The organism is Nonomuraea turkmeniaca, assembly GCF_005889735.1.
In the GTDB taxonomy this organism is placed as follows: Bacteria; Actinomycetota; Actinomycetes; order Streptosporangiales; family Streptosporangiaceae; genus Nonomuraea; species Nonomuraea turkmeniaca.
Genome location: NZ_VCKY01000008.1, coordinates 73,890 through 95,527, shown reverse-complemented (window position 1 = coordinate 95,527; position 21,638 = coordinate 73,890). Strand labels below are relative to the sequence as shown.

At 69.6% G+C, this 21,638-nt stretch carries 18 protein-coding genes; 10 read left to right on the top strand and 8 right to left on the bottom strand.

Annotation, left to right across the window (positions count from 1 at the left end; translation table 11 throughout):
• Nucleotides 1-33: 33 nt before the first annotated feature.
• The 3 genes from ETD86_RS03980 to ETD86_RS03970 are packed head-to-tail and all read left to right on the top strand — an operon-like array spanning nt 34 to nt 3,526.
• Complete coding sequence (locus ETD86_RS03980) at nt 34-720, top strand: DUF998 domain-containing protein (RefSeq protein ID WP_138664701.1); 687 nt, start codon at nt 34-36, stop codon at nt 718-720.
• A gap of 56 nt (nt 721-776) precedes the next feature.
• On the top strand, nt 777-3,155 hold the full coding sequence (locus tag ETD86_RS03975; RefSeq protein ID WP_170222870.1) for a sensor histidine kinase: 2,379 nt from the start codon (nt 777-779) through the stop codon (nt 3,153-3,155).
• Entirely contained in the window at nt 3,152-3,526 is a 375-nt protein-coding gene (locus ETD86_RS03970; protein WP_138664699.1) for a DUF742 domain-containing protein, read from the top strand. The genes ETD86_RS03975 and ETD86_RS03970 overlap by 4 nt, the downstream gene beginning before the upstream one ends.
• An 81-nt stretch (nt 3,527-3,607) precedes the next feature.
• On the opposite strand, the gene ETD86_RS03965 is transcribed toward ETD86_RS03970, so the two are convergent.
• The 6 genes from ETD86_RS03965 to ETD86_RS03940 form a co-directional block, all read right to left on the bottom strand.
• Nucleotides 3,608-4,180: a GTP-binding protein gene (locus ETD86_RS03965; protein WP_138664698.1), complete on the bottom strand. Its 573-nt coding sequence runs from the start codon at nt 4,178-4,180 to the stop codon at nt 3,608-3,610.
• Nucleotides 4,161-4,523 (bottom strand): DUF742 domain-containing protein, encoded by a 363-nt coding sequence (locus ETD86_RS03960; protein ID WP_138664697.1) that lies wholly within the window; start codon nt 4,521-4,523, stop codon nt 4,161-4,163. The genes ETD86_RS03965 and ETD86_RS03960 overlap by 20 nt, the downstream gene beginning before the upstream one ends.
• Nucleotides 4,520-4,927 (bottom strand): roadblock/LC7 domain-containing protein, encoded by a 408-nt coding sequence (locus tag ETD86_RS03955; protein WP_138664696.1) that lies wholly within the window; start codon nt 4,925-4,927, stop codon nt 4,520-4,522. The genes ETD86_RS03960 and ETD86_RS03955 overlap by 4 nt, the downstream gene beginning before the upstream one ends.
• The gene (locus ETD86_RS03950; RefSeq protein WP_170222869.1) at nt 4,924-7,032 is read right to left on the bottom strand and encodes a sensor histidine kinase; all 2,109 of its coding nucleotides are present in this window, start codon (nt 7,030-7,032) and stop codon (nt 4,924-4,926) included. The genes ETD86_RS03955 and ETD86_RS03950 overlap by 4 nt, the downstream gene beginning before the upstream one ends.
• Nucleotides 7,033-7,196: 164 nt before the next feature.
• Nucleotides 7,197-8,054 (bottom strand): PrsW family glutamic-type intramembrane protease, encoded by an 858-nt coding sequence (locus ETD86_RS03945; RefSeq protein ID WP_138664694.1) that lies wholly within the window; start codon nt 8,052-8,054, stop codon nt 7,197-7,199.
• Nucleotides 8,051-9,631: an FAD-dependent oxidoreductase gene (locus tag ETD86_RS03940; protein WP_246147592.1), complete on the bottom strand. Its 1,581-nt coding sequence runs from the start codon at nt 9,629-9,631 to the stop codon at nt 8,051-8,053. The genes ETD86_RS03945 and ETD86_RS03940 overlap by 4 nt, the downstream gene beginning before the upstream one ends.
• Before the next feature lie 207 nt (nt 9,632-9,838).
• Here ETD86_RS03940 and ETD86_RS03935 point away from each other — a divergent pair, with 207 nt between their 5' ends.
• The 3 genes from ETD86_RS03935 to ETD86_RS03925 all read left to right on the top strand — a co-directional run bounded on the left by ETD86_RS03935 (nt 9,839) and on the right by ETD86_RS03925 (nt 12,306).
• Complete coding sequence (locus ETD86_RS03935) at nt 9,839-10,039, top strand: hypothetical protein (RefSeq protein ID WP_138664692.1); 201 nt, start codon at nt 9,839-9,841, stop codon at nt 10,037-10,039.
• Between the two features lie 10 nt (nt 10,040-10,049).
• Nucleotides 10,050-11,552, top strand: coding sequence for a flotillin family protein (locus tag ETD86_RS03930; protein ID WP_138664691.1), 1,503 nt, complete (start codon nt 10,050-10,052; stop codon nt 11,550-11,552).
• 76 nt (nt 11,553-11,628) lie between these two features.
• Nucleotides 11,629-12,306, top strand: a complete 678-nt coding sequence (locus ETD86_RS03925; RefSeq protein ID WP_138664690.1) for a hypothetical protein — start codon at nt 11,629-11,631, stop codon at nt 12,304-12,306.
• 63 nt (nt 12,307-12,369) lie between these two features.
• Here the strand turns inward: ETD86_RS03925 and ETD86_RS03920 are convergent, their stop codons facing one another.
• Nucleotides 12,370-14,406, bottom strand: coding sequence for a glycosyltransferase family protein (locus ETD86_RS03920; RefSeq protein WP_138664689.1), 2,037 nt, complete (start codon nt 14,404-14,406; stop codon nt 12,370-12,372).
• A gap of 51 nt (nt 14,407-14,457) precedes the next feature.
• Nucleotides 14,458-15,588 carry a non-hydrolyzing UDP-N-acetylglucosamine 2-epimerase gene (wecB, locus tag ETD86_RS03915; protein WP_211369816.1) on the bottom strand — a complete coding sequence of 377 codons (1,131 nt, stop codon included), beginning with the start codon at nt 15,586-15,588 and terminating at the stop codon, nt 14,458-14,460.
• 56 nt (nt 15,589-15,644) lie between these two features.
• On the opposite strand from wecB, the gene ETD86_RS03910 reads away from it, so the two are divergent.
• The 4 genes from ETD86_RS03910 (at nt 15,645) to ETD86_RS03895 (ending at nt 21,614) form a co-directional block, all read left to right on the top strand.
• Complete coding sequence (locus ETD86_RS03910) at nt 15,645-17,315, top strand: glycosyltransferase family 4 protein (protein ID WP_138664688.1); 1,671 nt, start codon at nt 15,645-15,647, stop codon at nt 17,313-17,315.
• A gap of 133 nt (nt 17,316-17,448) precedes the next feature.
• Nucleotides 17,449-18,696, top strand: coding sequence for a nucleotide sugar dehydrogenase (locus ETD86_RS03905; protein ID WP_281286870.1), 1,248 nt, complete (start codon nt 17,449-17,451; stop codon nt 18,694-18,696).
• A 19-nt stretch (nt 18,697-18,715) separates the two neighbouring features.
• Entirely contained in the window at nt 18,716-19,804 is a 1,089-nt protein-coding gene (locus tag ETD86_RS03900; protein ID WP_138664686.1) for a glycosyltransferase, read from the top strand.
• Between the two features lie 13 nt (nt 19,805-19,817).
• Nucleotides 19,818-21,614: a DUF4434 domain-containing protein gene (locus ETD86_RS03895; RefSeq protein WP_138664685.1), complete on the top strand. Its 1,797-nt coding sequence runs from the start codon at nt 19,818-19,820 to the stop codon at nt 21,612-21,614.
• Nucleotides 21,615-21,638: the final 24 nt, after the last annotated feature.

Sequence of the window (21,638 nt, the reverse complement as noted above, 5' to 3'; positions counted from 1 at the left end):
GTGGGGGATGGGGTGTGGCGGGAGAGTTGTGCCATGACCGCAGCAAAGAGGCTCTTACCGCTGATCGCCTGTGGCTCCATCCTGTTCGCGGTGGTCGCCGTTGTGGTCGGGCAGTTCGATCCCGACCCGTACTTGGACCCCATGAACGTGACCGTCAGCGAATACGCCGTGTCCGACCGCGGGGGCGTCACGGAGGTCGCGATGGCAGTCCTCGGGATCGGGTCGCTGGCGTTGCTGGCGGGCCTCAGGGCTGCGGGGGCGCCGGTGCGCGGGCTGCCGGAGCGGTTGCTGATGGTGTGGTCGGGGGCGCTCATGGTGGCGGCGGTCATCCCGACCACACCGATCGGCATGGACCTCGATCTGGCGGCGCAGATCCATCGGTACGCGTCCGTGGCGGCCTTCGTGAGCCTCCCGGCAGCCGGGGCGTTGCTGGTGCCCAGGCTGGCCGCCAGCGGCGACTGGAAGCCCGTGGCGCGGGCCGTGGAGTGGGTGGCGCTGGCCGGGGGGTTCGGGCTGCTGGCGATCACGTACGTGGCCCTGCCGGGGGAACGCGTGATGATCGGGCTCGTGGAGAGGTTGTTGCTGGGCGCTGAGGTGGCGTTGCTGGCCGTGCTCGCGGTCTGGCTGGTGCGGCTCACCTGGCGACGCAGGACGCCCACAAACCAGGTTGAGGCCCTAAATTTCCCGACATATCACAGATTTATCGCTAGTCGATCTTAAAACCATGTGTTTCGATGCTATTCTCTCCGGCGATCTTCTATCCGGGAGCAGGTGTCATGGCATCGGGCAGATCCATCCGATTCAAGATCTCGACGCTGCTCGTCATCCCCTTGATCTCCCTGATCGCGCTCTGGGGCTTCGCCGCAAGCACCACGTCGGGGGAGGCACTCGCCCTGCTCAAGGTCGAGACGATCTGGACAGGCGTCATCAACCACACCGACGGCCTGACCGGCAACCTGCAGGCCGAACGACTGGCCTCCGCCGAGCGGCTCGCGGGCACCGTCACCGACCCGGACGCGCTGAGCAAGGCGCGGGGCAAGGTCGACGCGAACAGGAAGAAGCTGACGGAGCAGGCGCTGTCCGAGGACACGCAGAACGCGCTCACGCGGGACATGAAGAACCAGCTCCAGGCCGTGTTCGCGGCGATCGACCGGATCCCTGACATCAGGCGCAAGGTGGACGAGCGCAGCCTCACCCCGGGCGGCCTCATCACCGAGTACGCGAAGATCTCCGACGAGATCCACCTCCTCTACTCCCGGCTGACGATGGGCACGGACGTGGAGCTCTCGCTCCAGGCGCAGGGCCTGATCGCCGCCGACGAGGTGCGCGAACTGCTGAGCCGCGAGCACGCCCTGATCATCGCCGCGAACGGCCGCGCGAACATGCGCGAAGTCCACATGCTGGCGGGCATCGACGGCACCCGCACGTACCTCTTCCCGAAGGCACTGGCCAACCTCGACACCGAGCTGCGGGCCCCGTTCGAGAAGATCTACTACTCCCCCAGGTACGTCACCATGGAGAACCTGGTGGAGAGCTACGTCGCCGGCCAGCCGCTGGACATCGAGCTCTGGCGGGGCATCGCCGAGCAGGTGCAGAAGGAGTACCAGGAGGCGATCTGGCGTACCGGCGACAAGCTGCTGGCCAGGATGGAGCCCGCCGGCATCGCCATCGTGGTGCAGGCCGCCATCGCGGGCGCGCTCGGGCTGATCGCGGTCATCTTCTCGATCTTCATCTCCATTCGGGTCGGCCGCAGGATCACCCGGGAGCTGGTGGCGCTCCGCCGTACCGCCCTCGACCTGGCCGAGATCAGGCTGCCCGACGTCGTGGCGAAGCTGCGCAAGGGCGAGACCGTCGACATCGAGGCCGAGGCGCCGCCCATCAGGGTGAGCCGCAACGCCACCAGCGAGGTCAGCGACCTGGCGGCGGCGTTCGACAGCGTGCAGAGCACGGCCGTGGACGCGGCCGTCGAGCAGGCCAGGATGCGCGAGGGCCTGTCCGAGGCGCTGCGTAACCTGGCGCGGCGCAGCCAGTCGCTGCTGCAGCGCCAGCTCAAGCTGCTCGACGAGATGCAGCGCCAGACGGAGGAGCCGGACGCGCTGGAGCGGCTGTTCAAGCTCGACCACCTGACCACCCGCATGCGCCGCCACGCCGAGGGCCTGGTGCTGCTCTCCGGCGGCTCGGCGGGCCGCAGGTGGCGCGGCGTCATCCCGATCGAGGACGTGCTCAGCGGCGCGGCGGCCCAGGTGGAGGAGTACACCCGGGTCCGCGTCTACCCGATGGCCGAGTGCGGCGTCTCGGGTGCGGCGGTGGCCGACGTCATGCACCTGTTCGCCGAGCTGATCGAGAACGCCGCCGCCTTCTCCTCGCCCAGCAACGAGGTCTCGGTACGCGGCGAGATGGTCGGCAGGGGTTTCGCGGTCGAGATCGAGGACCGCGGCCTGGGCATGGACGAGGCCACCCGCAGGATCATCAACGAGCGCCTGGCCAGCCCGCCGGAGTTCGACGCCGCGCACACCGAGCGGCTCGGGTTCGCGGTGGTCGGCATCCTCGCGGCCAGGCACGGCATCAAGGTGACGCTCAAGCAGTCCCCGTACGGCGGCACGACCGTGATCGTGCTCGTGCCGGGATCGCTGGTCGAGCCCATGGCGACCCCGGTGCAGCCGCTGGAGTTCGAGCCCGTCTCCGTGTCGGTGATCCGGACGGAGACCACGGGGCCGGGCGACCTTCCGCGCCGGGTCCGGACGAGCAAGCGTGGCGCGGGGCCCGCGCTGCCGCAGCAGGCGGAGCCCGCCGAGCTCGCCGAGCCGGAGCTGGGACTGCCGTGGGGCGACGGGCCGGCGACCCTGCCGCGAACGGACGCGCCGGCGAGCCTGCCGCGGCGGGAGCAGCCGACCGGCCTGCCGCAGCGTAATGGCCTGCACCGTGAAGAGCCGCCGCAAGAGCACACCGACGAACGGCCGACGGGCCTGCCCCGCCGCCAGCGGCAGACCAACCTGCCGGAGCCCGCGCAGCGGCTCCAGCAGACACCGCCCCCCGCCCCGCCCGCCGCCGGGGAACGCTCCCCTGAAGAGGTCAGGGCGTTGCTCTCCTCGCTCCAGTCCGGCTGGCAGCGCGGGCGGCAGGACAGCGACCAGGATGGGGGATCTCAGCCGTGAGCCGCGAGCACGAGTGGGTCGACGAGGAGGCGGGTCCCGTCGTGCGGCCGTACGCGGTCGCGCGCGGCCGCACCCGGCCCGCGTCCTCCGCGCTCGACCTCCTGGCGACCGTCGTCTCGACCGGGTTGCCCGCCCCGTCCCACGCTGAGCTCAGCGCCCAGCACCGGAGGGTGGTCAGCTGCCTGTCCGGTCAGGCCAGGGCCGTCGCCGAGGTCGCCTCGGAGGTGAACCTGCCGGTCGGCGTGGTGCGGGTGCTGCTGGGAGACCTGCTGGAGCACGGCCTCATCTCGGTGCGCGCCCAGCGCGACAAGGCGTCCACGCCGACGGAGAGCCTGCTCCGCGAAGTGATCAACGGCCTCAGAGCGCTCTGACTCTGAGCCGCTCTGACTCTGAGCCGCCGGGATCCGCGCCGTGAGGGCCCACGGCTCCTGCGGGCGCACTCTGGCCGGGCCTCAGTTCGCCGAGGTGAGCGTGCGCAGGGAGTGCTCGACCAAGGTGATCATGACTTCCTTGGCCGACGTGCGCCGCCGCACGTCGCACAGCATCACCGGCACGTTGTCGTCCAGGTCGAGCGCGATGCGCACGTCGTCCACGCTGTGCTGCGCGGCCCCGTCGAAGCAGTTGACGGCCACCACGAACGGCGTGCCGCGCTGCTCGAAGTAGTCGAGGGACGGGAAGCAGTCGGTCAGCCGGCGGGTGTCGGCGATCACGACGGCGCCCAGCGCGCCGTGGGACAACTCATCCCACATGAACCAGAACCGCTCCTGCCCGGGCGTGCCGAACAGGTACACCACCAGCCCTTCGCGGATCGTGATGCGGCCGAAGTCCATCGCCACGGTCGTGGTGTTCTTGGCCTCCACGCCGTCGAGGTCGTCCACGCCGATCCCGCGGTCGGAGAGCACCTCCTCCGTGCGCAGCGGTTTGATCTCGCTGATCGATCCGACCAGAGTGGTCTTGCCGACGCCGAACCCGCCCGCGACGAGGATCTTCAGCGCGACAGGGTCCTCAGAGAGCACGGAGTCCATTGATCACTTCCTTGAGAATGCGCTCATTCGCCCGTGTTCCGCCGGCCGAGGACGACGACACCGAGATGAGTCCGTGGTCACGCATGTCGCCGAGCAGCACTCGGACGACGCCGACGGGCAGGTCGAGCTCGACGGCCAGGTCGGCCACCGAGATGGGACTGCGAGCAGCCCGCAGGATCAGTTGCTGCTCGGGACCGAGCTCGCCCGGCGGGTCGCCGATGGCGCGCACGGTCGCGACGAGGTCGAACGTGTCCCCGGAGGAACGCGTGCGACCGCGGATGAGGGCATAGGGCCGGACGACCGGCCCGGCCTCCTCATCGAACCACTGCGGGCTGTCGCTCATGACGCTCCAGCGCGCGGGTTGGTGGTGATGTGCTGGCCCACCCGCTTGACCAGCATCGCCATCTCGTAGGCGATGTGGCCGACGTCCACGTTCGCATCGGCGATCACAGCAAGGCAGGTGCCCTGTCCCGCCGCAGTGACGAACAGGAACGCCGACTCCATCTCCACAATGGTCTGGCGCACGTCGCCGCCGCCGAAATGGCGCCCAGTGCCGCGGGCCAGGCTCTGGAAACCGGCCGCCACGGCCGACAGGTGCTCGGCGTCCTCCCGGAGCAACCCCTTGGAGTAGCCGATCGCCAGGCCGTCGGTCGACAGGATGACCGCCTGGCGCACCGCGCCGACCCTGGTGGTCAGGTCGTCCAGAAGCCAGTTCAGTTCACCGGTGTTGGTGGTCGGCACACTCATTTGTCCCCCTCATCCTTAGCTTCTTCTCGGGCGCGTTGGGTTCCCCGCTGGAACGCGGAGAACAGGTCGCGTACCTCGTCGGGAGAGCGTTGGGCCGGTGGCTCGGGCTGCTCGCGCCGCTCGGGCTGCTTGTCCTTGAGCCGGGGCGACAGGCCGGCCTGGCGGACCCGCCTGGGCAGCCCGGCGTGGGTGCCCGAGGTGACCACGGCGAGCGCCTTCTTCCTGGTACGGCTGGGCAGCGCGGCCATCTCCTCCCCGCTGTCCCCGGCCGTCAGCGCCGTCTGCTCGGTCACCATTTCGCGCGGCACGAGCACGATGGCGGCCGTGCCGCCGAAGGGAGAGCGCCGCAGCAGCACCTTGATCCCGTGCCGCGCGGCCAGCCTGGCCACCACGAACAGGCCGAGCCTGTCACTGTCGGCCAGGTCGAACTCCGGCGGATCGGCCAGCAGCGTGTTGACCGCGGCGTACTCGGCCGCCGCCAGGCCAAGGCCCTTGTCCTCGATCTCGATGGCGTAGCCGTTGCTCACCTGGTCGCCGCGCACGTTGACCTGGGTGTCCGGGGGCGAGTAGATGGTGGCGTTCTCGATCAGCTCGGCGAGCAGGTGTGTGAGGTCGGCCGCGGCGCCTCCGTCGAACGCGCTGACCGGCATCGTCTCGACGGTGACCCGGGTGTAGTCCTCGACCTCGGCGACCGCGGCCCGGACGATGTCGATCACGGGGACGGGCTTGCGCCACGCCCGCCCGGGCGTCGAGCCGGACAGGACGATCAGGCTCTCGGCGTGCCGCCGCATGCGCGTGGTGAGGTGGTCCAGCCGGAAGAGCTCCTCCAGCTGGTCGGGGTCGTGCGTACGCCGCTGCATGCCGTCGAGCAGCGCCAGCTGGCGGTGGAGCAGCCCCTGCTTGCGCCGGGCGAGGTTGAGGAAGACCTGGCCGACCCCGCGCCGCAGCGCGGCCTGGCCGACCGCCGCCGTCACGGCGGTGCGTTGCGCGGAACCGAAGGCCCTGGCCACGTCGGTGATCTCAGCGGACCCGCTCACCTTGATCGCCTTGGCCTCCTTCCGCACGTCGACGTCCTCGCCCTTGCGCAGCCGCTCCACGATACTGGGCAGCCGCTGCTCCGACAGCTCGACCGCGGCCGCGCGCAGCCCGCCGAGCTCCGCGGCCAGGCGACGACCGAAGCGTACAGAGATGATGATCGACGCGAGCACCGCGATCAAGCCGACGCCGCCCGCGATCGCGATCTTGACGACGGTGGTGGTGGCGGCCTCGGACGTACGCACGGCCAGCATCTCGGACGCGGCCAGGCCGTGCCCGTCCAGCTGGGAGATGAGCCGGTCGATCGTCTCCGTCCAGCCGGCCGCCTCGGGCGGCGGGGCGCCGGTCCTGATGACCCTGGCCTCCATGATGACGAAGGCCTGGAACGGCTCGGAGGCGAAGACCTGCTCGTACGGCCTGCGCAACGTCACGTCGAGGCCCGCGAGCCCGCGTGCGTGCAGGAACTTCCTGGAGGCCGCGTACTCGGTGAACGCCGCGGTCTCCGGCTCGGTGAGCCGCCCGTCGGCCAGCGCGCCGACGGTGAGCGCGTGTTCCCTGGCGATGTACTCCCTGGCCATGCCCATGGCCTGCAGCGAGGCGGCCTGCTGCAGGATGGACAGGTCGGAGACGGTGACCAGGTGGTCGTAGAGCATGAAGATCGAGTCGAGAATCCGGTTGTACTCGTTCAGCCCGGACAGTCGGGAGCTGAGGCCGTTGTCGATGTCCGCCCTGATCGAGTCGAGCCGGTCGAGCGCGCCCATCAGCGTGCCCAGCGGGCGGCGCAGAGTGTCGACCGCGTCTCCGGCGTCCGTGACGGCCTGCCGGAACTCGCCCACGGACTGGTCGGTGCGGGCGCGCTGGCCGCCGAGCGCCTCGGTGAGCTCACGCGTGGTGAGCGCCTCGGAGGAGCGTACTCGTTCGGCCTGGAGCTGTAAGCCCAGGTCGGTGGAGGCGACGCCGATGGTCCGGTACAGGGTGCCGGCCCGGAGCAGTGACTGGGCGTCGCCCATGGTGAGGTTGAGGACGAAACCCCAGAGCGCGCTCAATGACAGGAGGGGTAGCAGCAGCAATAGGAAGATCTTGAACCGAATTGACCGGTTTCGCGAGCCCATGTCCCAACCTCGAGTCGAGGGCATTTGCACACCTTGTGTAAATACACCTCCGGAAGATCGCACAGGAGACTAGCACCGTTTATGCTTCCGGCGCAGTGGGGGGAAGACGTTCATTACCGTGATTATTGGGACAAGATCTCTCGCTCGTGGCGCCCCGACCGGACGACCGTCCAGAGCCAGACCAGCGCGACCAGCGAGATCGTGATGAGCCCCGCCCAGTTCAGCACCGTGAACATGTGCACCTGCCAAGCGGTCACCTGTGGCACCCGGCCGATCCGCAGCAGCTCGAACTGCCACGGCCGGCCGGTCAGCACCAGCGTGATGGCGATGGCGATGGCGGTCATCGAGTCCCACAGCGCGTGCAGCGACGCGACGCCGAGATAGGTCAGCACCACGGGGACCGTGAGCCGGCCACGGGCGGCGAACAACGCACCGCCTGCGATGGCGGTCCACAGGCCGTGCCCCACGGGTGTCAGGATGCCGCGCAGCACCTCGGTCTCGACGAGCTGGGCCAGCGACAGTCCTTCGGAGGTGAAGAGGGCGTTGAAGGCGTATCCGGCGCTCTCGAAGGCGGCGAAGCCGAAGCCGACGGTCGCGCCGAGTATGACGCCATCCATGGTCGTGCGCGTGGTCATGCGGCGGGTGACGAACATGAGCGCGGCCAGCTTCACGCCCTCCTCGATGAGGCCGACCAGCACGTACATGAGAATCGACGGCCGGATGAGCCAGCTCTCCAGCAGCGAGGCGCCGAGCACGCCCAGCACGCCACCCACCACGAACGCCTGGAACATCATCTCGATGGTGATCCGGGGCGAGGGGCCCCTTCCATAGGCCCACACCACGAACGTCACCGGCACCAGGAAGCTGCCGAACAGCACCACGGTCGGGACGAGGTTGGAGTTCTCCGTCCAGGCCGTCACGACGACGGTGGCCGCCCAGAGCGTGAGCCCGACCAGGAAGATCCGCAGCCAGAGCGTCATCGTGCCAGCTCCTCGACGGCGCGGTAGGCGGCCGTGACGGCGGCGTCGGCTCGGGGGGCGGGCGCCGAGTCCGAGCCCGCGATCGCGATCCTGCCGAACCGCCTGCGTGCCGTGTCCACCGGGAACGGCCCGTCGGGGTAGAACATGTGCCACGGCCGGCAGTATTCAGGCGCGTTCCCGTGCCCCCACCGGTTGATCGTGATCGCCTCGATGTCGCGGGCCGGGTCGAAGCCGCCGGGCCCCAGCAGCCGGGCGAGCTGGTCCCTGATCGTGTGCTCCAGATGCTCGTACGGCGTCTTGATCAGCTCGCGCCGGCCCGCGACCGCGCCTGCCGCCGGACCCAGCTCCGACCGGCACGGCGTGGCCAGGAGGTGCACGATGGCCGGACCGCCCGCGTGGCGCGGCGGGTCGAGCTCGGTCAACGCCCAGTACGCGCCGGTCCAGCGCACCCGCCGCACGCCGGTCCGCCGCCACGCGTCCCCGTCGCGCATTCGCACGGTGGCGTGCAGCAACGGCACCCTGACGGCCTCGCTCAGCGCCTGCCGCTGCTCTGGGGGCAGCTCCGGCATCAGGTACGGGATGACGGCGCTCCAGCAGGCCAGGATCACCGCCCCGGCGTCGACGGTCATGATCTGGTGGCCGTCGAAGTAGCCCACGGTGGCCGACGCGGCGCCGTCGTGTACCGACACCACGGGGCTGGACAGCCGGAACCGCACCCGGTTCCCGGGACGGTCGAGCGCGGCGGGGTCGGGGAGCATCCGGTGCACCATCGTGCGGACCAGCGCCTGATTCCCTTCGGGAAAGTGGTAAATATCGGGATCCGTAATGCCCCACTGCTTCTTCACCGTGGGCGAGTTGAACCGCGACGGCTTGTTCGCGTCGAGCCCCAGGCCCGCGAATCCCGGATATCCCGTGCCCCAGGCGTCGATCGCGCCGAGCGCCCGCGTGTCGTAGCCCCACTCCTGGCACGACATGCTGCGGCAGAACCGCTCCACGTCCGGGTGCGCCCCGCAGACCTCGAGCAGGAAGGCCGAGTACGTCAGCTCCGCCAGCCGCTCCTGCTTGCCCTCGGCCGACAGCCCGGGGAACCAGTCGGGCGGCTCCCTGTGCAGCAAGCGCAAATCCTCCCTGGCCCGCCCGTCGATCGGCAGCCTGGCCATCCAGTCGGACTCGAACCTGACCAGCGTGTCCGCGCCGAAGCTCTCCGCGTCGCACATCACGCCGTCGGTCAGCCCAGGGTCGGTGTGCGCCCGGCCGCTCTGCCGGTGGAAGACCGCGCGCCGCGCCTGGCCGCCGATCTCGTCGTGGTTGTCGAGGACGAGCACACCCGCGCCGGGATCCCGCCGCAGCCACTCGTAGGCCGCGCTCACGCCGCTGAGCCCGCCGCCGACCACCACCAGGTCGTAGCTCTCGCCGGTGGGCTCGGGCGGGCCCGCGTACTGCCAGAAGCGGCCGTCCCGAAGCGCGTGCGGCACGCTGAGCGCCTCGGCGGCGCCGCCACGGAATCCGTACGGCGCGGGCGGAGCCCCGGCCTCCTCAGCGGTCTCAGCCTTCCCCGCGGACACAAGGGCGCTCATGGCAATGCCGTCGAAGAAGTCACGGCGGGAAATAGGCTGATTCATCCCAAGGGCGCGCGGGCTCAAGCTCATGGCGCGATCATCAGCAGGCCAGGCCAAATGCCGCACAGAGCCGCGCAGCGCCTCGAGGAACATTTTGCGTGACCTATTACCGCGAATGCCGGTTTGGAGTACCGTCCGGAATATCACCAACGGGGGGAGTCAGAGGTGGTCGGCAGGCAGGGCAGGGTCACCGGGAAGATCGGCCCTGGACTCGTCGGCGAGGTCATGATTCCGATCAGGGGCGGCGTCGAGGCCTTCTACGCCCATCCGAGCGTGACCGGCGAGGAGATCCCCGTCGGAGCCATCGTCGTCGTTGTGGACTACTTCCCCCCGCGCACGGTCTACGTGGCCAAAGCACTCATCTAGGGAGGGGCCGATGTCCCCTGAGTTCTACATCATCGGCGGCACCGTCATCGTCGCGGCGATCGTCATCACCCTGCTGTTCAAGGCCGTATGGCGGGTCGCGGAGCCCAACGAGGCCTTGATCATCTCCGGCCTGGGCGCGCGCCGGCGCGGCGAGAGCCTCGACAGCCTGGGCTTCAAAATCATCACCGGGAAGGGCACGGCCGTGCTGCCGGGCTTCCAGACCGCCAGGCGGCTACGCCTCGACACCAGGGCCGCCAACCTCCAGGTCTCCTGCGTCACCCAGCAGGGCATCCCGGTGCACATCCGCGGTGTGGTGATCTACAAGGTCGGCGACGACCTCTCCTCCATCGCCAACGCCGCCCGCCGCTTCCTCGACCAGCAGGACTTCATGACCAGCGCGATCCACGAGCTGTTCACCGGACACCTGCGCTCGATTATCGGCAACCTCACCATCGAGGACCTGATACTCAACCGCGAGCGTCTGACCAGCGAGACCAGGGCTTCGGCGGCCGACGAGATGAGCAAGCTCGGCCTGATCGTGGACTCGCTGCAGATCCAGGAGATCGACGACGAGACCGGTTACATCGTCAATCTCGGCAAGCCGCACGCCGCCAAGGTCGCCGCCACCGCCCGCATCGCCCAGGCCCAGCGCGACCAGGAGGCCACCGAGGCCGAGCAGATCGCCGCCGCCAACATGGCCGCCGCCCGGCGCGACTCCCGGATCAAGGAGGCCTCCTACCAGGCCGAGATCGATCGGGCCATGGCCACGACCAGGCAGGCGGGCCCGCTGTCGGAGGCGACCGCCCGCCAGGAGGTGGTGGTCCAGGAGACCAGGGCCGCCGAGCTGGAGGCGCAGCTGGCCGAGCAGCGCCTGCAGTCGCAGGTGCGCAAGCCCGCCGACGCCAAGGCGTACGAGACCGTCACGCTCTCCCAGGCCGAGCGCGACGCCCGCATCGCACAGGCGGAGGCCGAGGCCAGGGAGACCGAGCTGAGGGCGGTCGCGCAGGCCTCCCAGGTCAAGCAGGCCGCCGCGGCCGAGGCGGAGTCCGTGCGGCTGCGCGGTGAGGCGGCCGGTGCGGCCACGAGGTTCACCGGGGAGGCCGAAGCCGCGGCCACCCAGGCCCGCGGGCTGGCCCACGCCGAGGCGGCCAAGGCGCTGGGCCTGGCCGAGGCCGAGGCGTCGCAGGCCAAGGGCCTGGCGGAGGCCCAGGCGATCAAGGCGCGGGCGCAGGCGCTGAAGGAGAACCAGGAGGCGGTCATCGCCCAGCAGCTCGCCGAGCGCTGGCCGGAGGTCGTGGAGGCAGGCGCGAAGGCGTTTGCGAACGTGGACCACATGGTGGTGCTGAACGGCGCCCAGGGCGTCGAGGAGCTCCTGGCCAAGGCGCTCACGCTGGGCGGCACCGGACTGGGTCTGGCCAGGGCGTTGCTCAATGGCGGAAATCCGAACAACGGCGAATCGGAAATCATTCCTAAAGCCGCTGAATTTCCTAAAGCCACGGAATTCCGCGAATAGCGACGTTGCACAGATGTGTGGGCCGCGATTCCTCTAGCGTTTTCGAGAATGACGCTGGAGTGAAGGGGGAGGGCTCATGCGCAAGGCCATTTCCGGCATATGTCTGAGCATGGTGACGATAGCCGGATGCTCGGCCGACGAGACCGCGGCGGCGCCCGCCGCCTCGGCGCCGCCGTCGGCGTCGTCGGCCGCCGACGCGTCCGGGCTCCGCGCCGCGCTGCTGCCCGTGCCCGCGGGCATGCAGATCTCGTACGGTCCGGAGCTGGGCGCCTTCGGCTCGCTCAAGTCCACCCAGAAGGGGCTGGCGGCGGTCCGCCAGGCCAGGCTGGAGCGGCCGGAGTGCGCCGGGGCAGCCCAGCTCGACGCCGCCAAGCCGGACGTCGCCAAGGCGCCCGCAGCGGTGATCGCCTTCGCCGCCGAGCGCGGTTCGATCACTCAGGCCGTGGTGCGCCTCCCGTCGGCGTCCTTCCCGGCGCCGCTGCCGGAGCAGTGCACCTCGTACGCGGCGGACGTCGAGGGCTCGAAGATCTCGTACAAGACGCGCGTCCTGCCCATGCCGACCAAGGGTGACCAGTCGCGGGCATACCTGACCACGGCCGCGGGCGGCAAGAAGAACGCCCAGATCGGCTCCGTCATGATCAGGCGGGGCACCTTCATCATGAGCATGCTCGTGGTCGGCCAGCAGGTGAAGCCGGCCGGCCTGTACGAGCTCGCCGGCCTCGCCGACCAGAACCTGGCCCGAGTGGCCAGGTAAGGCCCGCCCGATGGCCCGGCTGGACCCGGCCCATCCGCCGCTGCCGGGCCCGCTCCGCGGGCCTCAGATCAGGACATGGGCGTCCGGGCGGCCGACGAAGGAGAACTGGGCGTTGCGGGTCAGCTTGATGTGGTCGGCCTGCCAGGTGTGCATCGACGCGTCGGCGCTGCGCCAGTAGACGAAGTTGAAGCGGTCCGCCGAGTAGATCTTGACGGAGTCCGCCTTCAGCCGCCGCACCAGCTCGGTGTCCTCACCGCGGGTGATGTCCGCGAACCCGTACGAGCGGAACATGTCCGCCTTGCCGAGGAACGTGCCGCCCTGGACGAGGAACGAGTAACGGTGCTCCAGGCCGGGCAGCCGGAGCATCGTGGTGTTGCTGCCCTCGAAGTACGCGTAGTGCGCGCCCTTGCCCACCAGCTCCGCGTCCGAGTAGTCGAACGCCCGGACCAGGTCCGACAGGTAGTGATCGCCGTACAGGTTGTCGTCGTCCATCTTGGCGATCAGGTCGCCTTCGGCGGCCGCGATGCCCAGGTTCATGCAGGCGCCGAGCGACAGCGAGGCGTCGGCCGGCAGCACCACGACGTCCGTGATGCCCGCCATGCGCGCCTTGTCGGCGACCACGACCGGGTCGATGTCCAGCCCGTGCAGCACCATGATCAGCTGCAGGGGCCGGTGGATCTGCCGGGCCACCGACGAGATCGCGTGCTCGATCTGGGAGGCGCGGTTGGTGGGCAGCACGACCGAGATCGACCGGGTCCTGGGTGTCACCTGGTGCCCGAGGTCCTGGAGGATCTGGTCCACGCGGTGTGAGAACAGGTGCTTGTCGAAGACCTCGCGCAACGCCAGGTGCCCTGTCCTGGCCCGCAGCTCGGGGCTGTTGATCAGGTGCAGGACCTGGTTGTACGACTCGATCGGCTCGCGCGCGATGGGGATCAGGTCGCCGAAGGTCTCCTCGATGGCCCGCGACCACCCGGACACCACCGGGGTCGCGCAGGCGGACAGCTCGAAGACCCGCCGCGCGCACATGGTCGGCGAGTCCAGCACCGAGTTGACGTTCAGGAAGACCTTGTACATCCGGTACGCGGCCAGCATCTGGTCGTACGGCAGCTCGCCCACGATGTGCGGGCGGTACTTCTCCGGCCAGGCGTACTTCTCGTCCACCTCGCCGTTGCGCGCGAAGATGTGCAGGCCGAGCTCGCGTACCGGGTCGAGGACGGTCTCCATCTGCTCGCGGCGCTCGGGGTGCTTGTCGCGGAAGTACATCCCGGCGAACACCACGTCGTGCAGCCGCCCCTGCTTCTGCTGGATCGGGTTGTGCACACGGGGCTGGGCGGCGAACTGCAGCACGTCCACCCGGTCATGCCCCAGAATTTCCCGATATTTCGGCAGCATGTCACCGTCGCAGGTGAACACGTAGTCGAACAGCTTGGCCGTGTCGATGAAGAAGTCGAAGTTCGGCGGGTCCTCCTTGTTCCAGAAGACCGTCGGAATGCCCTCCTGCCTGCACCAGGCCACCAGGTCGCGCAGCGGCTCCTTGGGGGCGTTGGTGCCGGTCATCTGGTAGCGCCAGCGGCCCTGGTTCCCGTGCCAGGCCGACTCGCAGAACAGCAGGTCGGGCCGCTTCTCCGCGAAGATCTCCGGCCAGTCCTTGAGCCCGAACTCGATCTGGTCCCACTCGTAGCGGAAGGCCATCCTGGAGAAGTCGTCCAGGATCACCGCGACCTTCAGGTCGGGCCGGTTCACCGGCCCGCTGGGCCACTTCGCCGGCGGCACCTCGACGAGCGGCGGCCGGTTGTTCGCGATCTCGGTCGCCTCGGTGACCGGGATCGGAGGCGTGGGCGCCTTGTCCTTGGAGCGGACCGCCTCGACGATCTTCCCTGGGCTCTTCGCGCCCAGGGCCTCGCTCAGCTTGAACGTCCGCTTCGCCTGGGTGGCCTCGAGCTTCCACGTGGAGTACGCGGCCTTGGCCTCGGCGATCTCCAGCCGCCGCCGCAGCTCCCTGAGCTCCGCCTCGTACCGCTCGACGAGCTTGCGCTCCTCGGGAAGCCAGTTGACGGGTCCGAGTCGTTGGTATGCGGGAGGCTCGGGGTTCTCGGCCATGGTGCTACGCCTATCGCTTGAGGGGATGTCATGTTACGTCGGAAGCGAAGGCTATTCGGGGCGTTTGGCCTGGGAAGCAGGCGCCAGGTTGTCACCCTTCAGCCAGGCCGCGATCACCGTGGCGATCCGCGGCCCCGCCTTGCCGTCCCACAACACCGGCAGCTCGCCGGCCGGCGTCGCGGCGCCGTCGGCCAGCGCCTTCTCCGCGGCCGCGGGCAGGAGAGCGGGCGTGACCAGCCGGTTGGTGCCGTGCGTGATCGTGATCGGCCGTTCGGTGTTGGGCCGCAGCGTCAGGCAGGGCACGCCCAGCACGGTCGTCTCCTCCTGCACACCGCCGGAGTCCGTGACCACCAGCGCGGCGCCGCGGACGAGTGAGAGGAAGTCCACATAGCCGAGCGGCTCGATGACCTTGATCGTCTCCCCGTCGACCAGGCCCGCCTCGGCCAGCCGCGCCTTGCCGCGCGGGTGCACCGGAATCACGACGGGGGTCTGCCGCGACACCTCGAGCACGGCGTCGACCAGTTCTTCGGCGGCCTCGGCCGTGTCCACGTTCGCGGGGCGGTGCAACGTCGCCACGGCATACCGAGCCGGTATGCCCAGCCGCGCCACCACGGGCGCCGGGTCCAGCGCCGGCAGCGCCGAGAACAAGCTGTCGATCATCGGGTTGCCGACCAGGTGCACCTTGGACGGCGGCACCCCCTCCGCCGACAGGTAGGCCAAAGCCTCGGGGGAGGTGGCGAAGAGCAGGTCGGCGAGCGCGTCCGTGACGACCCTGTTGACCTCCTCGGGCATGCCCCGGTCGAACGACCGCAGCCCCGCCTCCACATGCGCGGTCGGCACGCCCAGCTTGGCGCAGACCAGGATCGCGGCCAGCGTAGAGTTCACGTCGCCGTACACCACGACGAGGTCGGGGTCGTGCTCCTGGACGACCTCCTCCAGGCCGACGAGCAGGGCCGCGGTCTGCCTGGCGTGGCTGCCCGAGCCGACCGCCAGGTTCGCCACCGGGTCGGGCAGGCCGAGGTCGGCGAAGAAGACGTCGGACATCAGGGCGTCGTAGTGCTGGCCGGTGTGGATGATGCCCTGCCGCACGCCGAGTTCACCGAGTGCCCGCACCACCGGGGCCGCTTTCACGAAATTGGGACGAGCACCCAATACGTGCAGGACCAGGGGGTTCTCCCTCATTGACCTCGCCTTTCATAGCGGAAGGGAAAAAACGCTGCCTATGGTACGGTCCCTGCGTGGCATCCGACGCCAGTCGTCAAGACTCCTCCAAGGTTTCCGCGAAGTCCGCCCGTGCCGGCGTCGGTGGACTTCTCAAGGGCTTCGTCCAGCACCCGATCATCGTCTCCCGCGTCGTCGTGACGAAGGTCAAATCCGACCCCGTCCGCGTGGCCCAGGCAGCCGCCGACGCGCTCCCGCCCCGGCTGCGCCCCATCGTGGGCAGCGTGGCCTGGCCCGCCGCGCGCCAGGCCAGGCGCCTGGTGCGCAAGCTCGGCATGCGTGTGATCAAGGGGCCGTGGAACGACGCCAAGGAACACTGGGACGCCGGCCGGGTCAGCCAGGCCGCCGCCGTGCTCGAGGCCCACACCAAATACCCGTTCGTCAAGCGCAGGGCCGCCTACTACCGGGGTGAGCTGGCCGCCATCAGCCCGGACCCGATCCCGCCGGGCCCCAAGGCGGCCATCCTGGAGCGGGTCGAGGGCCGGGTGCTGCACCTGGTCACCAACGCGCTGCCGTACACGCAGGCCGGCTACACCGTGCGCACCCATCGCATCGTCACCTCGCAGCAGGCGGCGGGGCTCGACCCGCACGTGGTCACCAGCTGGGGCTGGCCGATGATGCAGGGGCATGCGGACGCGCCGCCGTTCGAGGAGCTCGACGGCATCCCCTACTACCGGCTGTTGCCCGACGGGCACGGCGAGGTGCCGTTCGAGATGCGCGGGCGCATGATCAGGGGCGCCGACGCGGTCACCAAGCTCGTCACCCAGCTGCGTCCGCAGGTGCTGCACGCCGCCACCGACCACCGCAACGGCTCCGTCGCGCACGCCGTGCGCGACCGCACGGGCACGCCGTTCGTCTACGAGGTACGCGGCTTCCTGGAGGAGACCTGGGCCTCCCGCGACCCGGCCAGGATCGGCAGCGAGCGGCACGTGCTCCAGCGCGAGCGCGAGGCGTTCCTCATGCGCGAGGCGGATGCGGTGGTCACGCTGGCCGAGACCATGGCCTCCGAGATCGTCGAGCGCGGCGTGCCCAGGGAGAAGATCCACCTGGCGCCCAACGCGGTGGACGACTCGCTGCTGACGGCGCACTACGACGGCGCCTCGTTCAGGGACGCGTACGGCATCAAGCCCAACGAGATCGTCGTCGGCTCGGTGTCCAGCATCGTGGCCTACGAGGGCTTCGCCACCCTGCTGCGGGCCGCCGCGCTGCTGCGTGACGGGCGCACGCCGGTGCGGGTGCTCATCGTCGGCGACGGCGCCGAGCGTGACAACCTCCTGGAGCTCGTCGGCGAGCTGGGCCTGAGCGACGCGATCCTGCCCGGCCGGGTCGGCCCCGAGGAGGCACTGCAGGCGCAGGACGCCATCGACATCTTCGCGTGCCCGCGCGAGGACCTGCGGGTATGCCGACTCGTTACGCCATTGAAACCCGTCGAGGCGATGGCGCTCGGCAAGCCCGTGGTGCTCAGTGATCTGCCCGCGCTCTCCGAGCTCGTCGGCTCCGACGGCGCCGGACTGCTGGTGCCGCCGGGCGATCCCGAGGCGCTCGCCAAGGCCCTCGCCGGGCTCAGCGAGGACCCGGCCAGGCGGGCCGAGATGGGTGAGGCGGGCCGGGCCGAGGTGGCCGCGAAGCGCACCTGGAGCCGCGTGGCAGAGTCTTATCAAGCCCTATACCGGTCTTTGGCTGAATGATGACCTTCAAGTTGGCTGTCTCTTCTGACGGTTTCCGTCGCATTAGGCGTGAGCTAGGTGGACTTGAGATAACCTTTGCGACCATGAAGTGTTGTTTCCGGCCCTCAAAGGCACAGCTGTGACAGAAATAGACTTGGCTGTCATCGGTCTGGGCTACGTAGGCATGCCGCTCGCCAAGGAGGCGGTGGGCGCCGGTCTGCGCGTCGTCGGCGTGGACGTCGACCCCGCCAAGGTCGAGGCGCTCAACGCCGGGCAGTCGTACATCGATGACCTGACCGACGCCGACCTCGAGCACATGCTGGTCAACGGGTTCACCGCCACGCTCGACGAGACCGTGCTGGCCCGGAGCAACACGATCGTGATCTGCGTGCCCACCCCGCTGGACGAGGACCACCGCCCGGACCTGTCCGCCGTGGAGGGCGCCACCAAGACCGTCGCCCGCAACCTGAGCAAGGGCACGCTCGTCGTGCTCGAGTCCACCACCTGGCCGGGCACCACCGACGAGGTGGCCAGGCCGCTGCTGGAGAGCTCGGGCCTGGTCGCCGGTGAGGACTTCCATCTCGCCTTCTCGCCCGAGCGCATCGACCCGGGCAACCCCAAGTTCGGCCTGCGCAACACCCCCAAGGTCGTGGGCGGCTACACCACGACCTGCCGGGACAGCGCGACCGCGTTCTACGGGCAGTTCATCGAGCAGGTGGTGCCGGTCAGCGGCACCCGTGAGGCCGAGATGGCCAAGCTGCTGGAGAACACCTACCGGCACGTCAACATCGCGCTCGTCAACGAGATGGCGATCTTCTGCGACGAGCTCGGGATCGACCTGTGGGAGGCCATCGAGGCGGCGGCGACCAAGCCGTTCGGCTTCCAGAAGTTCCTGCCCGGACCGGGCGTCGGCGGGCACTGCATCCCCGTCGACCCGTCGTACCTGTCGTACACCGTGCGCAAGCTGGGCTACCCGTTCAGGTTCGTGGAGCTGGCGCAGGAGATCAACGAGCGGATGCCGTCCTACGTGGTGGCCCGCGTCCAGCGTCTGCTGAACCGGCATAAGAAGCCCGTCAACGGGGCCAAAGTCGTTATGCTCGGCGTCACTTACAAACCGGATATCGCCGACGAACGGGAAACCCCGGCCCTGCCGGTGGCGCGTGCGCTGCTGGAACTGGGTGCCGATCTCTCGTTCGCGGACCCGTACGTCAAGGAGTGGTCGGTAGACGGCACCCCGGTGCCGCGTGAGGAGGACCTGGCCGAGGCCGTGGTCAACGCGGACGTGACGCTGCTCATGCAGCAGCATGCCGCGTTCGACCTGGACATGGTCGAGGCGAAGGCCAGGCTCGTGCTCGACACCCGCGGCGTGCTCGCCGAGGGTGAACGCGTCGAGCGGCTGTAGCGACGGAGGGCTGCGCGCAGTGCACGTGCTCGTCATGACGGTGGTGCATAACCCCGAGGATGCTCGGATCCTGCATCGGCAGATCCGTGCCCTCGTGGATGCCGGTCATGAGGTCACGTATGCCGCCGCCTTCACCGCCTTCGGCGTCGTCCCGCGTCCCTGGGTCACCGGAGTGGACCTGCCGAGGGCGGCCCAGCGCAATCGGATCTCGGCGACATGGGCCGCGCGGCGGGTGTTCAAGCGCATGCGCGACAAGGTGGACCTCGTCCTCGTCCACGACCCCGAGCTGCTCTTCGCGGTGTGGGGGGTGCGCAACAGGCCGCCCGTGGTGTGGGACGTGCACGAGGACACGCCGGCCACGCTGTCGCTCAAGCCCTGGCTGCCCTCGCCGCTGCGGCCGCCCGTACGTTTCCTGGCCCGCCTGCTGGAGGGCACGGCCGAGCGCCACCTGCACCTCATGCTGGCCGAGACCGCGTACGCGGGCCGGTTCAAGCACGCCCACCCGATCGTCCCCAACGAGACGTGGGTGCCCGACTCCGTGACGCCGCCCGGCGACGACCGGGTGGTCTACCTCGGCTGGCTCTCCAAGGCCAGGGGCGTGATCGAGGCCGTCGAGGTGGCGAAGCTGCTGCAGCCGTACCGGGTGGCCGTGGAGCTGATCGGGTACGCCGACCCGCAGAGCCGCCCCGTGCTCAACCAGGCCGTCACCGATGGCCTGCTGGAGTGGCGCGACTTCATGCCCAACGACGAGGCGCTCAAGCGGCTCGACGGGGCGCTGGCCGGGCTCTCGCTGCTGCACGACGAGCCGAACTACCGGCACTCGATGCCCACGAAGATCGTCGAGTACATGGCCCACGGCATCCCCGTCATCACCACCCCGTCGCCGCGCGCCGTGGAGCTCATCGAGCGGTACGACAGCGGCGTCGTAGTGCCCTGGCAGGACCCCAAGGCCGTCGCCCAGGCCGTACTGACTCTGCGGGACGACGTACGCGAGCGGCGGGCGCAGGGCGCGCGCGGCTACGCGGCGGCCCGCGCCAACCACCATTGGCCCAACTCGGCGAAGCGCTTCGTGGCCCAGCTGGAGTCCTGGGCCGGGGTCAAGCGATAGCGGGTTGCCTCACGTGCGCTGGCTCTTCTTCGTCGTGTGCGCAGCCGTCCTGGCCGTGGTCGCCGCCGTGGTCATCGTGCTGCCTCCCTCCTCCGACGAGTCCGCCCCCACGGCCGGCCAGTCGGCCGTGGCCAAGCCGTCGCCGACCGAGCCGACGCCGAAGGTGAGCGAGTTCACCGACTCCTGCGGAACGTTCGAGACCAAGGAGAAGGCCCCGTACGCCGTCACCGGCTACTGGATCATGCCCAGGTCGAACCCCTGCACCTGGCGCAACCAGCTGCAGGAGATCCACGACGTCGGCGGCGACACGATCATCAGGATCGGGTACGGCCTGCAGTTCCGCACCGTGTCCGACGACGGCGAGATCCTGACCAGGGACGGCGAGCTGGACTCGCTCTACAAGGCCTGTGAGGAGGACGGCCTCACCTGCCACGACGCCGCCGAGCGAGACCTGAAGAAGGCCAACCCCGGCAACAGGATCGGCCGCACGTACGTCTACCGCACCGACGAGTCGTTCGGTGAGAACGTGTTCCGCTGCCCCGAGATGGAGCACAGCATCAGGGCGGGCAACCGCACCTACTTCCGCCTCGTCACCCAGCCGGACGGCTCCGACGACGCCACCTGCGACTTCTCCGGCAAGGGTCGCTCCTATGACCTGATCCTGGTGGCCGGCGCGGAGAAGGACAGCCTGACCCAGCTGCTCACCCTGGGCGACCAGTTCGGCATCCGGATCTTCCCCGCGCTACCGCTGGCCCCGCGCGATCCCAAAACCCCGATCAGGGCGTACAAGCACCACCTCGGCACGCTGACCACGCTGACGCGGCGCATCCTGCAGGACTACGGCGCCCGCTTCGCCGACCGCGAGTCATTGGGCGGCGTCTACCAGCCCTTCGAGGTCCAGATGTCGGCCACCCTGGCCTCAAACCCGACGCTCGAGGTGTACACCGACCAGCACACGATCGTCGAGCAGGTGCTGCCCGGCAAGCCCATCCTGATCAGTCCCTACATGGACGCGCGCCGCCGGGTGGGCTTCGGCCAGACGCCCAAGCAGGTGGCCGAGGCGTTCAAGGCACTGGCCAAGACCGGGGTCGGCATCATCGCCCCGCAGGACAGCCGGGGCACCGGCAAGGTGGGACTGTTCTGGCCCGACGAGCGCGACACCGAGGTGGACGAGCGGCTGCGACCGGTGGTCGGGGAGTCCACGTACGGGACCGCGTACCACGGGTCGACGCGCGACTACTACCGCGAGATGTCGATCGCCCGCGAGGAGATGGTCCAGGCCGGCTACCAGGTGCAGCTGTGGGCCAACGTGGAGGCGTTCGAGCCGTCCGGCCAGCAGCCCTGCGCCCCGCAGGGCACCCGCGGCAAGACCGACAAGAAGCGCCTGGACCAGGCGGTCACCATGGCCGGGCGGTATGTCCAGAAGGTCGTCTCCTACATGTGGAGCGACTTCATGACCTGCGGGCAGCCCTCGCTCGAAGAGGAGATCACGTCGGACTGGCAGCGCCCGATCGCGGTGGACGCCATCAGGCGCTCGCGCGACATCCAGGACGGCGTGGAGGTCCGCGGCTACAACGTCAAGGACAGCACGATCACCGTCCAGTGGTCGGGCGGCGCCAAGGACCTGGTGGTGTCGTCGGTGGGGTGGCTGGACGAGAACCCGATCGAGGACCTTCCCGAGGGCATGTCCACCGCCTGGGTGCCGTTCGACTGGGCTCAGGTGCCCGCCGGGGAATGGGTCAGGATCACGGTCAAGGCTTCGTCCGGCAAGGCCGCCACCGAGCCCTTACACGTGCGCGTCGCGACCTAGAGCGGCCGTTTCGCTGCTCGCACG